General features: G+C 39.5%; 11 protein-coding genes. All 11 read left to right on the plus strand.

Features of this window, described 5'->3' with window-relative positions; all coding sequences use genetic code 11:
* Positions 1-21 precede the first annotated feature (21 nt).
* The 11 genes from HS1_RS09070 to HS1_RS09120 all read left to right on the plus strand — a co-directional run bounded on the left by HS1_RS09070 (position 22) and on the right by HS1_RS09120 (position 14,073).
* On the plus strand, positions 22-1,311 hold the full coding sequence (locus HS1_RS09070; RefSeq protein ID WP_066064235.1) for a metallophosphoesterase family protein: 1,290 nt from the start codon (positions 22-24) through the stop codon (positions 1,309-1,311).
* A gap of 393 nt (positions 1,312-1,704) precedes the next feature.
* The gene (locus HS1_RS09075) at positions 1,705-3,585 is read left to right on the plus strand and encodes a YncE family protein (protein ID WP_066064238.1); all 1,881 of its coding nucleotides are present in this window, start codon (positions 1,705-1,707) and stop codon (positions 3,583-3,585) included.
* Between the two features lie 27 nt (positions 3,586-3,612).
* Positions 3,613-5,454, plus strand: a complete 1,842-nt coding sequence (locus HS1_RS09080; protein WP_066064244.1) for a YncE family protein — start codon at positions 3,613-3,615, stop codon at positions 5,452-5,454.
* Between the two features lie 26 nt (positions 5,455-5,480).
* Positions 5,481-6,335: a C13 family peptidase gene (locus tag HS1_RS09085; RefSeq protein WP_066064247.1), complete on the plus strand. Its 855-nt coding sequence runs from the start codon at positions 5,481-5,483 to the stop codon at positions 6,333-6,335.
* Positions 6,336-6,449: 114 nt separating this feature from the next.
* Entirely contained in the window at positions 6,450-7,733 is a 1,284-nt protein-coding gene (locus tag HS1_RS09090) for an Ig-like domain-containing protein (protein ID WP_066064250.1), read from the plus strand.
* 82 nt (positions 7,734-7,815) lie between these two features.
* The gene (locus HS1_RS09095) at positions 7,816-9,477 is read left to right on the plus strand and encodes a C25 family cysteine peptidase (protein WP_066064254.1); all 1,662 of its coding nucleotides are present in this window, start codon (positions 7,816-7,818) and stop codon (positions 9,475-9,477) included.
* 35 nt (positions 9,478-9,512) lie between these two features.
* The gene (locus HS1_RS09100; protein WP_066064257.1) at positions 9,513-9,821 is read left to right on the plus strand and encodes a hypothetical protein; all 309 of its coding nucleotides are present in this window, start codon (positions 9,513-9,515) and stop codon (positions 9,819-9,821) included.
* A 21-nt stretch (positions 9,822-9,842) separates the two neighbouring features.
* Entirely contained in the window at positions 9,843-10,199 is a 357-nt protein-coding gene (locus HS1_RS09105) for a hypothetical protein (protein WP_066064260.1), read from the plus strand.
* Between the two features lie 40 nt (positions 10,200-10,239).
* On the plus strand, positions 10,240-11,139 hold the full coding sequence (locus tag HS1_RS09110) for a C1 family peptidase (protein ID WP_066064262.1): 900 nt from the start codon (positions 10,240-10,242) through the stop codon (positions 11,137-11,139).
* Between the two features lie 56 nt (positions 11,140-11,195).
* Positions 11,196-11,732, plus strand: a complete 537-nt coding sequence (locus HS1_RS09115; protein ID WP_066064265.1) for an N-acetylmuramoyl-L-alanine amidase — start codon at positions 11,196-11,198, stop codon at positions 11,730-11,732.
* A gap of 73 nt (positions 11,733-11,805) precedes the next feature.
* Positions 11,806-14,073: an alpha-amylase family glycosyl hydrolase gene (locus HS1_RS09120; RefSeq protein ID WP_066064267.1), complete on the plus strand. Its 2,268-nt coding sequence runs from the start codon at positions 11,806-11,808 to the stop codon at positions 14,071-14,073.
* The last annotated feature ends 2 nt before the right edge of the window (positions 14,074-14,075 follow it).

Here is a 14,075-nt window from a genome sequence, read left to right on the forward strand (position 1 = left end):
CTTATTAAGAGGAGATAAAAAATGCTTATTTTTATCAGTGATTTACATTTTGTGGATGGAACAGCGGGCGAACATAATGTGCCTGCAAGTGGTTTTAGACTCTTTTTGGAAAGTATTGCTGCAAAATGTGACTGGTTAAAGAGAAAAGGTAGAAAGATAGAAGAGATTAAAATTGTCTTTTTGGGTGATATTTTTGATTTATTAAGGACAGAGAGGTGGTTTGAATATCCCATAAATGAAAGACCATGGGGAAATAACGAGAAAAAGATTGAGGCACATGCCAATACTATCTTTGATGCGATTATAAAAAAGAATCAAGCTACATTTGATTTATTAAGTAGCAATTTAAAAGATGAATTTAAATTGCCTGTTGAGCCTCAAAGAATTTATGTACCAGGCAATCATGATAGACTGTGTGATAAATATGAAAGTTTAAGGGATAAAGTTTGCAATTGGTTGAAGATAGCTACTCACTCTAATCCATTTAACCATTCCTTTCAAGACATAGATTATGGTGTTTTTGCCAGGCATGGTCATGAATATGACAAATTTAATTATGAAGGTGGCATTTCCTATAAATATGAAGACTATATGCGAGTGCCTATTGGAGACCCCATTACTACTGAGCTTGTGGCAAAACTTCCCTATAAACTTATGCAAAGGGATGAAATTAAGAAACTACCAGAAGTAGAACAAGATGCATTAAAAAGAAACTTCCAAGAAATAGAAAATGTCCGGCCATTTTCAGCTACCTTAGAGTGGTTGCTTTATCAGGTAAAAAAGAATTTATCCTTAAAAGAGGTTATTGAAGATGTGGTAGATGAAATCATAAAGGAATTCAATCAATTAGAGTTTGTGAAAAAGTGGTATAAGCATCACGATAAATGGTATGAATTCTGGGATGAGGCAGATCAGATTCAGTCTTTTTTATATTTACTTGAAAAATTTAAGGTTTTTTCTCTTGAAAAAATTATGCCCTTGTTGCAAAGAGCAAAAAAATATTTTGAAAGAGATGAGCTTTTAGAAGCATCTCTGAAGGAATATACCCATTTAGATAATCGCATAAGATACGTAGTTTATGGACACACTCATATACCTGTTCAAGTAGCTTTGCGGGTGATAGAGAGTCCCTATCAAGAACATGTCTATCTAAACACAGGCACCTGGCGCACCAGATATCACAAATGTAAAGAAGGAATGGGATTTATCGGCTGGAAAAACCTTACCTATGTCATTTTTTATAGAAAGGAAGAAAGAAAATCAGATTTCCCCCCGTTTGAAACCTGGACAGGTGCTTTAAAGACAGTTTGAAGTAAAAAATAAATAAAAATGAGGTGAATGTCATGAAGGAAATAGCCTACATGCTAAAAACCGTGTAATTAAATAACTTAATTAAATTTCCTTGTTTGTTGTAGGGAAACTCCTTCACTAAATTATTTGTACAATTAAGTTATATCCCAAAATAATAAGTAAAAAATGATTTGGTATAACTTTTGCTAGGGATTTTAACCAAACTGGGTGCTACAGCTTCACAAGACTTCCTAATGGTCACTACTTGCTTGTAGTTGATACCCTCGCTGATATTGCCATTGGCCCCCATCCTTCAAGGAGAGTTATAGAGTGCAGCGGAAGGACAATTACAAACGTAGATTTTGAGTTGAAGTAAAGGTTTTGAGGAATAAAATAAATTTAGGAGGTGAAGTAATGAAAGGGAAATTTCCAAAGCAGGATCTTATTACCCAAATCTTGTTTTTACTTATAATAGGAGCGATCTTATCAGTCACAATACCAAATCTAACCTATGCCGTAACAAAAACTACCATTGTTTCTGGTTTACAGGCAGCGGTAGGGGCTGTATTGGATGAGTCAAATAATCAGCTTTATTTTGTAGAATATAATCCTCCTGGAAATGGGGCCCTAAAACGTATTAACCTCCCGCCGCAATGCGGAACTTCTACGACTCCTCCATGCTCCGACACAATTGTGCCCATTGCAACAGGCTTTTCCCATCCTGAGGATGTGCAGTTAGACTTAGCCCATGGCTTTGCTTATGTGACTACCCGTGATGACCCTGGCACTACAGGCGCCTTGTGGAAAGTTAATATCTCTACAGGCTCAAAAAGCTTGGTCACCTTCAATCTTGGGGGACCACAACAACTCGTTCTTGACATACCAAACAACCAAGCCTATACAGTTGGGTACAATGATGGGAGATTAAGACGCATCAACCTTACCACAGGGGCAAAAACCCCTATTTTCATAGGATTAGGCCACCCAGTAGGTCTTGCCATAACAAACGATAGAAAATATGCATATGTTACTGAGCAGGATGCACCAGCACGAATATCCAAAATCGATTTAACTACAGGAGTTAAGATAAGTGAAATAGTACTACCAGGTTTAACTGCGCCATTTTTCTTGGCCTGGACAGATAAGAGCCAAAATTCCTTGTATGTGGTTGAACGTGACCCAGCTAATAAGGTTTCAAGAGTTGACCTAACAATTAACGCCAAAAATAATGCCATAACTGGGCTACCATGGCGGCCTTCAGGGATAGTTGTGAGTAGTCTTGGCACGCCAGTATATGTTACTTCAGACAGCGAGATTACCAAAGTTGACCTGGTAGAATTGACTGGACCAGTCTTTATGGGTGTTGGGCATGTTCCAGCCACTAGTATTGTAGATGGATATGCAACTACAGATCCAGGATATTTCTTTCAGGTAAAGCACTCACCTTTTGGTGGAACACTCAATATCTTTGGCAACCTAACTAAATTCAGGGTATTAGGAGCTACACATTACGCAGTCCTAGTTTCTAAAGATGGCGGGACATTTGAGCCTCTTAACCTTAGCTGGAATATGTACAAATGGAATACCACAACGCTTAAATACGACCTGGTCCCTGTTGCACCAAATGATGTGACAACAGATGGGACACCAGTGTATCCAATTCCATTAGAAGCCGATGGGAATTATCATCCTGAATTCTGGTATCCACCATTCCTTTTTATGCGATGGCCCAGCGGTGAAAACGGTCTATACACTTTCATGGTGAAAATTTATCAAAAGTCTGGGACAACCTGGAAGGATCTTACCAAATCATTACCAGCAGCCTTGAATAGTTTGACACTCAGAATTGACAATACACCTCCAGATGTAAAGATATTAAGCATCTGGCAGAAAGGACCTCCGGATAATGAGATTAAACCATGTGACATTGTCACTAAAGGCAATAACAAATATTATTTTAAGATTACCGCCTATGACCCTAACCACCATCTCCTAAACTATAGACTGAATGCATGGTGGGGAGATAACAAATCTGAGTCTATATATGCTGACTCATATAGTGCCCATGTAGATGCTGAAGGCCCATACCTATGGAGTGGTATTATAAATACAAAAGTACCACCCACATGGTGGGAAGCAAAATGTAATTGCGCCCATACATTTTATCTTAGGGTAGGGAAAAGGACAATTGATGGTTATAATTATATTCTTTCCCGTGGCTATCACAAGTCGATAACAATCAATAACACAGGAGTTACATGTGGAGAAGGGCCATGCGGTTTTCCATGCCCATAGGAGAAAACAAATTAAGGAGGGAGTAGCATGTTAAATAAAAACTATATAACCAAGTATTTTGGTCTGCTATTGACAATTAGCATTTTAATTCTTAGTCCTACTGCATGGGCTCAACCGCTGCACAGTGTGATGCTGAGCGTGCCAGATCATCCTGAGGAGGCTCTAAATTGGTGTGGCCCAGCTACAGGACAGATGATAATGGAGGGATATCCATCGGGGAACTGTTCGATTCTGCAAGAAGATATCTGGATGGCTATTCAGAGTTACAAAGCTGAAGCCATGTGGGATACCGATCCTGTTGGCCTAAAAGAAGCTATAAAACACCTCTGTCCACCTGCTGGCACATGGGTTGTGCATGCAGAAACCGCTCCTCAGGCCCTAATGTATGATGTTGCCTATTGGATGACCACAAACAAATACCCTGCTGCCGGACTATTGAATACCTTACCACATAATACTTACACAGCACACGCAGAACATTGGGTTGCTATCAGAGGTATTATCACGGATGCCGATCCCACACTTCCTGGTGTAACCAGTGTGAATCTACAGTTTATCTGGTTTAATGATCCGGCTGTGCCATTGGGAGACCCCTCTATTGAGAGATTTGTCTCAGGAAGCACATGGTATAGCGAATTCCAACCGGTAACCAAAGTAGGGAGCAGCTATCATGGTAAATATGTAGCTATCATAGAACCTCCCGAAGTTACTGGAAGGGCTATGGCACCTGCCGAGGTTTTAATAGGCAAGGCCATAACTCCTAAAGATGCTTTGAAATATGCTGCTAGATGGGTAGAGGAATACAAGCTTTATGAGATGGAACCTTATAAGATTCTGAGGAAGGCCAAACCGCTAAAGCCTTTATTGGTAAACAAAAATTATGGGGGTTATTACATCATACCTTATACCTTGGATGGGGAAAATGCCCAGGCAGCCGTGATGGTCAACGCTTACACAGGCAGCTTTCAGGAAGTTGGGGTATTTAAACCGGTGGCATACATGCCAAAAGAAAAGGCTATCAACATTGCCCTTAAATATCTCAAGGTGGAAAAGCCGAAGAAGGTTAATGCTGAATTGATCTTCCCTATCGGTGAACAAACAGTTAGCCGATATTTCCCCATGTGGAAGGTAACAATCGATAGGAAGGTATTAGGTGTAAATCGCCAGGGAAAGATATTTACTAGGATTCCGTGTGAGGAATTTTATATTCCATTACCAGGTATAAAGCCGCAGGGTATTACATGGGATGGAAAATACCTCTGGGTTGTAGATGAAGAGACAAAAAAGCTTTACGGAACAGACTTTCGCTCAGGTGCCATCCTTCGGTCTCTTGATATTAATATAGAAAGACCTAAGGGATTAGCCTTTGATGGAAAATTAATATGGGTTGGAGACGAAAAAACAAAGAGAATTCACGCAGTCAATCCTGACACCGGTCAGATTATGAAAACCATAAAAATGGAAATCCCCAAAGAAAAAGGTTTCAAGTCTTTTGAGGGTATTACCTGGGATGGAAAGCACCTTTGGACTGCCTTTTTTGCAGGCTTTTCGAGTTCCTTCAACCAGATAGATACAGAGAGCGGCCGAATTATTAGAAGTATCTTTGCTGACTGTAATCCTCGAGGGATTGCCTCAGATGGAAGATACCTATGGAGTATTTGTTATAATGGGAAAAAACTTCCATCCAAAATTGATAGAAGGAAAATTCTCGAAAAAGAGCATGAAATGCTTCGTTCGCGAGTATTTATCAAGGATATTAAAGGAATGAATCCTATTGGATTGGTATACGATGGTCAATATCTGTGGTACGCAGACCGGAAGTTAAAAAGAGTTTTTAGGGTTTATCCCGGAGGCATAGAGGAGAAATAAATAAAATATTAGAAAAGGAGGAAATCATGCCTAAATGGACAAGAAACTTTATATTTATCATAATGAGTCTGTTTTTTATTTTCTCTGTTGGATGTGCCCATAAATACGCTGTTCTCGTAAGTACAAACCAGGTAATTGAGGATGATAATGCCTATCACTCTGAGTGGTGGTACGATCTTTTTTTGCAGTACAAAATGTTAAGAGAAAACGGTTTTAAAGATAAGAATATATATGTCCTTTATGGAAATGGGACTGATTTTAATACTGCACATGCAGACTACAATTCTATAATCCAATTTGGCCATACAATTACAGATATGGCTGTCAATAAGGCCAATATCCAATCGGTATTCACTACATTGGGTGGTAAGGTTAAGAGTAGGGATTTTCTTTATGTCTGGTGGATGGGACATGGTTCAGGTTTTGGGCCAGATTTCTGTAATCTTTCGATGGATATCAGTAATACTGGAGAGAAAGTCACAGATACAGAACTAACTACATATATCGACAATGTGTCAAACTATAGAAAACGCAGCGTTGCTATTATGACCTGCCATTCCGGAGGGATGGTTGATAACCTTAATACTACTGGCAACAAAACCGTGGTCCTAACATCATCCACATGCAGTCAAAGCTCCTACGATGCTCTATTCACATGTAATGGTATATTTCATGCGGAATTCAACTACACTTTACCAAACGCTTTACGTCTTAAAGATCCATGTGGTACCGCTGTTGGCTCGGACTACAATGGCAATAATTATGTATCATTATCGGAGGCTCACCAATATAATACAGCAACTATGGCTAGATCAACTCCACAAATGGGTGATCCAGATGGTATCGCAACAACTACCTATATTAAGAAAAAGAAACCATAAATAGGGATAGTACTGAAATTGTTTTGGAGGAGAAAAAAAGAGGGTGATACATAAATACATCATAAATATTTACAATAATAAAAACTAAGTAAAACTAAAAAAGGAGGATTGAGTATGAAAAAAATATGTTTAATGGTATTTTTGTCTATTTCTTTGCTTTTCCTTATCTTTTCTTCCCAAGTTAAAGCCAGAACAGAAATTTACAATATTTTAGCTAAAGGAAGTAAATGGGTGCTCAATGTAGATGGAGAAGTAGGAATATTGGAGTTGCTTGGTGGCAGAGGAGGCAGAACCAGAGACGGCGGTTGGGAAATGGCTATGGACATAAGGTGGCAGAATAACCCAGGAACTCTAAAGGCCTGGGCCGATGGTAGAAATATAGAACAAAGGGTGGTTTTAAATGTCCAAAGAAAAAATGGCCTGAAAGTAACCTGTGAGGGGTATATTGCTCAGGAGACAGATAAATTTATGGCCGGGATAACTAAACACCCTGCCCGGCCTAGAGATATAAAAGGGGCCTGGTATGCCATAAAAAAGAAGAGCTTGACACCTAGGGTAGTGGATACCGAATCCCCTAAGACCTCTATTGAAGTAGAGGGTATCCTTGTCTTTACTCGTGGAGATAGAATTAAAATCAGGGCTAGTGCAGAAGATAATGTAAAAGTTGCCAAGATTAATATCTATGTAGATGGCAAGCTAGTAAAAACCTGTAAGGCATGGGAATGTTGGTATTCTGAAAAACTCACCCAGGTAGGTCCGCATAAATGCTGGGCAGTGGCTGAGGATACATCGGGAAACAAAGGGCGTTCTAAAACCTTGGAGTTTATGGTTCATCCTACGGCTAAACCAGGGCCAGCGTTGACTACCAAAATCCAGCCTTATCATCCAAACAGTCAGGATAAGATTAAATTTATAGCAAAAGCCAGCCATCCCAGTGGTGTAAAAAGTATAACTATTTTTATTAATAATCGTCCTGTTAAAACCTGTAATCAAAATCATTGTGAGTATCAGGGAGGACCTTATCCGGCTGGAAAGTTAGTCTGGAGGGTTTCTGCCAAAAGTAGAGATGGTGGAGTGACTTATGGATACGACAATACCCTAGAAATAAAGCCTTTAGAAATTGGAAAATGCTCTATTTCAGGAAAGGTTTATGGAGCTGGTGCTGATGCAGCCCGTGTTTTCTTTGTCATTCTTTATGGACCAAATGATTTAAATTTACATAGAGAAACTAAGCATTTTGATGCAAATGGGCGTTACCGCTTTACTGGACTTCCTAATGGTCGCTATTTGCTGGTGGTTGATACCCGTGCTGATATTGCTATTGGCCCCCATCCTTCAAGGAGAGTTATAGAATGCCGCGGAGGCCCGGTTAGTAATGTGGACTTTGAGTTGAAATGAAGGAAAATTTGGAGAAAAGGAGGCAAAGAGAAATTTTTTAATCAAACTACCCTTTTAGGGAAATACAAAAAGGAGGAAGATAATGCCTAATGAAAAAGATTGGGAAGAGAAATTAATTTATGGGAAAAAACAGGAACTTACCAGAGGTAAAGTCACGCGGGGAGAGGTGGTTGGTGATAGGACCATTATTAATCTTAAAGCATTCTCCAAGGAATACAAACTTGCTCATGCCTACGCCAATGTTCGCAATTTAGAGTATCTTTCAGATAAACCAATAAAGCTTCAAACATTTTCAGATTATATAAAGCCACGCAGAAAATTAATCAAAATGCCATTTACAGTTGAGAGGAAACCCAGGCCAAGGTTTCCGCGTGATGAAGCTTATCTGAACAGAAAGACAAGACGTCACTATCCTAACGGAGATTTACTGATATTAGTTGATAAAGCAGTTTATCCTGCAGTTGCTCATAGTATCAGACAATATGTGCTGGATGTGGGAAAAGATGGTTATTGGGCAACCATTCATGTAGTAAGCGGAGGCACACCTGCTAATATTCGTGCCTATATCAGAAGACGGAGACCCGTAGGTGTATTGTTAGTTGGCGCAATCTCTGTGCCTTGGTTTGAGCTTGATAATGATTTCCATGGCGCACATTCTGAATTCCCCTGTGATTTGTATTATATGGATACAAATGGAATCTGGCATGACCCTGATGGTGATGGCAAGTTTAGTAGCCATTCTGGAAATATAGATCCAGAAATTTGGGTGGGACGCCTTTGGACTCCCACTGCAAATGGTAATGACGCTACCCTTATCAATGATTATTTTGCTCGCAATCACAAGTTTCGTCTTGGAATGTTAGGTCATGCTCATTCAGCCTTAGCTTACGTAGATGATGACTGGAGAGGATTTGATGACTGTGCATTTGATGAGATGTTTCCTGCCTCTGTAATCACAAAATACACAGACCCCCATAAGACTGATGCTGATCTTTATAAAGCAGAAGTAAACTCTTTACGTTCATGGGTGCAGTTATGTGCCCACTCCTGGACACACGGTCATGCTTTAAAAGTAGGAGGCACTAATGAGTATATCCAAGTCTCTTATTTTAGAGATACTAACCCACCAAATGCCCATTTTTATAATCTTTTTTGTTGTGGTCCAGGTAGATTCCCCACCGCTGATTATCTAGCTGGCTGGTATATCTTTGATAAAACTGGAGGAGGCAAAAACCTTGGTTTAACCGCTATTGCAAGTGCCAAGTCAGGTTCCATGCTTTTCTTTGAAGATTTTTATAGACCCATGGGTAGAGGAAAAACTGTTGGAGATGCCTTTGTAGAATGGTGGAAGGAGCGTGGCCCTGACCATGAACTTTGGGAGCGCCGGTGGTTTTATGGTCTTGTATTGCTTGGTGACCCAACTTTAGCTTGGTGGAAAGGAGCAGTCCCCCAACTTGAACAGCCACAAAGAGAGGATGTATTTGACCACTGGCCAAGAAAGATGCAACTTAGATGGGACCCGGTAAATCTGCCTGTGGTAAAATATCATGTTCAAGTAGATTATTTTGATGGCCATTGGGCCGAAGAAACAGGTCGTTATTGCTACAACTATCACAATATTACTAGCAATACATTGGAACATACCTTTGTAGGGGCACAGCGTGGACGCTGGCGGGTTAGAGCAAAGGTAAATGGCAGGATGTGTGCGTGGTCTCCTTGGTCATATTTTAGGTTTACCATTTAGTTAGTGTTTGAAAATAAAAAAGGAGGTATTTTATTATGGCAATAGAAGTTAAGAAATATCACATCTTATTTTATGGTAGCCCTTCTGGTTATCAGACAAATCGGGCCCAGATTGCACTTTATGATAATAATAACAAAACCGTAGCTTACATTAGATTTAATGACCCTGGGATGTTTTTTGAGAATGATTATCAAAGTGGTGGAATTATTCGGATGCATTTACCTTCAGCAATGTTTCAAAATGTATTAGATGTGCTGCGGAATGAAAAACCTATTTATATTTATTTTGTGCAAAACCGGGGTTTTTTAGGAACATCAACAGAGCCTATAGGAGAAGGTGAATAAAAAGAAAAGGAGGGAATGAGTATGAGGAAACTTTATGTAGCAATTATTTTTGTGGCAAGTATTATCTTCATTGGGTTTGCTAATGCTGATCAGGTCAAAGTCAACATTGTTTATCCCATAAATGGAGCGAGTTATCCTATTACTGATCCATCTGTTGGAAAATTACACTCAGCTTATTTTACAGCGAGCTTTAGCGTGACTTGCGGGGGAGGTAGCCATAAGGTCAAATGGGGATTTGACCGTTCGACACTTGGAAGCTCAACATTTTATGACCAGACAAGTATTCAATTTGTGCACAAGTTGCCAGGTGGTAGCCATGTTTTTTGGGTAAAGTCAGACTGCGGGGAAAACAGAGTGAAGTTTAGGATTGGAAGGTAATTATTAGTTGCAATAAAAAACTAAAATAAGGAGGTTGTTTATGGCAGAAAATAAAATTTTAGGAATGGGGTGGTTACCAGATCTTCCTGATTATAGGGATTACACACCAGAACACAGAGAAATTAAACCCCTGCTTGAGGAGATGAACTTAGTAGAAGTAGAGAAGGTAAGCTTACCACCCTCTGTAGACTTAAGACCATGGTGCTCAGAGATTGAGGATCAGGGTGCATTGGGTTCATGCACCGCTCATGCTGGAGTGGGTTTGATAGAATATTATGAAAGAAAGGCCTTTGGGACTCACATTGATGCATCCCGGCTATTTCTCTATAAAGTAACTCGAAACCTCTTAGGCTGGACAGGAGACACAGGTGCCTATCTACGGACCACCATGGGCGCCATGGTATTATTTGGGGTGCCACCTGAAAAATACTGGCCTTATATTACTAGGAAACACCCTGGTCCTGCAGGAGAGAGAACCTTTGATGATGAACCACCAGCCTTTTGTTATGCCTTTGCCCAAAACTATCAAACTATAAGATATTATAGACTTGACCCACCAGGCATTTTGTTGACTACACTTCTTCAAAGAATTAAGGCCTACTTAGCAGCTAAAATGCCATCTATGTTTGGATTTACAGTCTTTAGCTCTATAAGACAGGCAGGCACTACAGGAAAAATTCCATTTCCATGTCCAGGTGAGAGGATACTGGGTGGCCATGCGGTTGTAGCTGTAGGATATGATGATGGAATGAAAATCAAAAACACCATATGTGGAAGGGAAACCACTGGAGCACTTTTAATCAGAAACTCCTGGGGCACGGACTGGGGTGAAAATGGTTATGGTTGGTTGCCATATGAGTATGTGTTGCAGGGAATGGCTAGAGATTGGTGGACAGTTATAAAAAAAGAGTATGTGCCTACCAAACAGTTTGGAATTTAAGTTATAGAAATGGAGAGAGGGCAATTGCTCCTTGTTTACTAAAAGTAAGGTGAAGGATGAGTAAACTTTGTGCTTTAGTTATTGGTCACAAGAAGCAGTCTCCAGGGGCGGTAAATGTAAAAGCAGGCATTACAGAATTTGATTTTAATGAAGATTTGGCAATGCGTATTGAGAAGAAGCTAAAAAACACACAAATTCAAAGAGTTTATCGGAGAACCTACAAACAGTTACCTGATGATATCAATGCACTTAATCCTGATTTTATTATCAGCCTTCACTGTAATGCCTATAATACTGAGGTATCAGGAACAGAGGTGCTTTATTATCATAAATCTGAGAAGGGAAAAAAGATGGCAGAAATCCTTTTGTCACATCTGGTTGCTTATCTAAAACTGCCTAATAGAGGAATAAGACCAAAGACAAGTGAAGACAGAGGTGGCTATCTTTTACGGTATACTAAAGCTCCATGTGTCATTGCCGAGCCTTTCTTTATTGACCATGATGATGACCTTGCAAGGGCTCAGGCAGATATGGATGGATTGGCAGAGAGTTATGCAGTAGCAATTACTCAAATATCTGAAGCACTGTCTTAGCCATTTTTGAACCCTGGAGAAGGGCTTTAGGAAAATGAATAAAGGTTTGTTGCTTGTTTAAGAAGGTGTACATATGAAAAGATTAAAAATTTCCTTTTTTCTCCTGGTGGCCTTCTTTGTCTTCTCCTGTTTGGACATAGATAATTCTTTAAGTCAGATAAACCTTAGTGCCATCAGTGATTCTACCGAAACCAGATATGGGGCTCATATAGATGATAAAGGATGGGTTCATTTTGTAGTTTATTCCCCTGAAGCTATACAGGTAAATTTACTGCTGTTTAATCAACCAGCGGATAAAATGCCAAAATATACAATACCTATGAAAAAGGTGGGTAATGACTGGAAGACAAAGATCAAAGGGGATGGTATTGGGGCAGGCTTATTTTATATGTATCAGGCAAAGGGATTAAATCAAGTTTCTAAATATGATCAATATGGATTGATGTTTAATGAAAATTACTATTTAAATGACCCTTATGCCTATAAGACCCAGGATGTAAAATACTCTGCCTTTTTCTCCTCCACCCCTTATACAGACATTACTTCTCCTATTTATAATGGAGGTGGGAAAAGCATAGTATATGACCACACAAAGGATATTCATCCAGGACATGTTAAGGTCAAAAGGGAAGATTTGATTATTTATGAACTCCATGTTCAGGATTATACAGCAAGGATAACAGGGTTATGTTCCTCTAAAAAAGGAACTTATTTAGGACTGGCTCAAAGTGGCTTAAAGACAGCAGGAGGTCTCAGTGCAGGTATAGACCATCTAGTAGAATTAGGTATAACGGCAGTGGAGCTTATGCCGTTAATGGAATATGATGAAGAAACAGGAAATGAAGAAGGAAGATATAATCATTGGGGATATATGACTACTAACTTTTTTGCCCCTGAGGCTAGATATGCATCTGTAAAGGGAAATCAAATAATAGAGTTAAAACAGTTAATAAAGGCCCTTCATGAAAGAGGAATCGCGGTGTTTATGGATGTTGTCTATAACCATACAGGAGAACAGGGCCCCTGGATAGATAATGAAAGACTTGCTGTCAAATATTATAACTTTATGGGATTATGTAATACCTATTTTTACAGGTCTACAAATGATGGGAAATATTATTTCAATAACACCGGGACAGGCAATGATGTTAGTTATAAAGGAACGGATAATATATTTACTAAAAGACTAGTAACAGACTCTCTGGCGATGTGGTATCAAATCTATGGTATTGATGGCTTTAGGTTTGATTTAGCCCGAATTTTGGCGGATGGTTCCTTTAGTGCGGCGGATTGGATAGATAATGACCCAAGGTTTTCTGATGCCCATCTTCATGCTGAGCCATGGGACTTGGGGGGACAATGGTGGGATTTTATGGACAATTATGGTTGGAACTATCTTAACAACAGGTGGGCAAAGTGGCTGGGGAAATACCGGGACAAAATAAGAAAATTTTCTGCCTCAAATTTAAGGAACAAAATGGCCTTTAAGCAACTTATTGAAGGTTATGGTTCTGTAAGCAATAACATGGGGGCAGCCGCAACCACGAAGCCCTGGCGGTCGGTTAATTTTATCGCTGTGCATGATGGCTATACTTTAAGGGATTGTGTCTATTTTAATGATTCAGGTGGCTCTCATAATTGTTGGGACAGTGGAGGTGATGAAGATTTAAGGAGAAAGAGAGAGAAATTAATGATGGGTATTTTACTTACCTCTCAAGGAGTGCCTCTTATTTTACAGGGGGATGAATTTGGCAGGACAAAATCGACTGCCTTATCTCAAGCCGATGCCCGCAATACCTATAACTATGAGTCTTCTACTGAAGATAAAAAAATAAATCATGTCAATTGGATTGACTGGAGATTGAAAGATGGGGACAATAGCCAATCACCAAATGCCCCTAATTATGGAAAGGAATTATTTCATTGGACAAAGGATTTAATCAGATTAAGAAAACAATGGAGCCATTTTAGGCGAGCAGATTTTGTAGAATATGTGGATAAAGCCTGGAATGGAGGACTAAATGCAGGCTCTGCCAATGATGCAAAGTTTTCTTATGCCTGGGAAGGAGCTGATGGAGGTCCTATTCAATTAGCAATAATATGGTGGGGTAAAAAAGCAGAACCTGATATAATGGTCATTTATAATGAGAGTTGGAATGATTTCAAGGTGACTAACTTAAAAGATTGGTCACAAGGAGACTGGAAGGTTTTGGCCAGGTCTTGGCAGAATGATGATTTTGATTTTTGTAATATAGAAAACTGGGAAAATTGTGAAGATGCTGGTAACTCTATTATTATAAAAGACAGGTCAATGGCAATATTGATCAGTGATAATGATTAGGA

It is taken from the genome of Candidatus Desulfofervidus auxilii (assembly GCF_001577525.1).
Lineage (GTDB): Bacteria > Desulfobacterota > Desulfofervidia > Desulfofervidales > Desulfofervidaceae > Desulfofervidus > Desulfofervidus auxilii.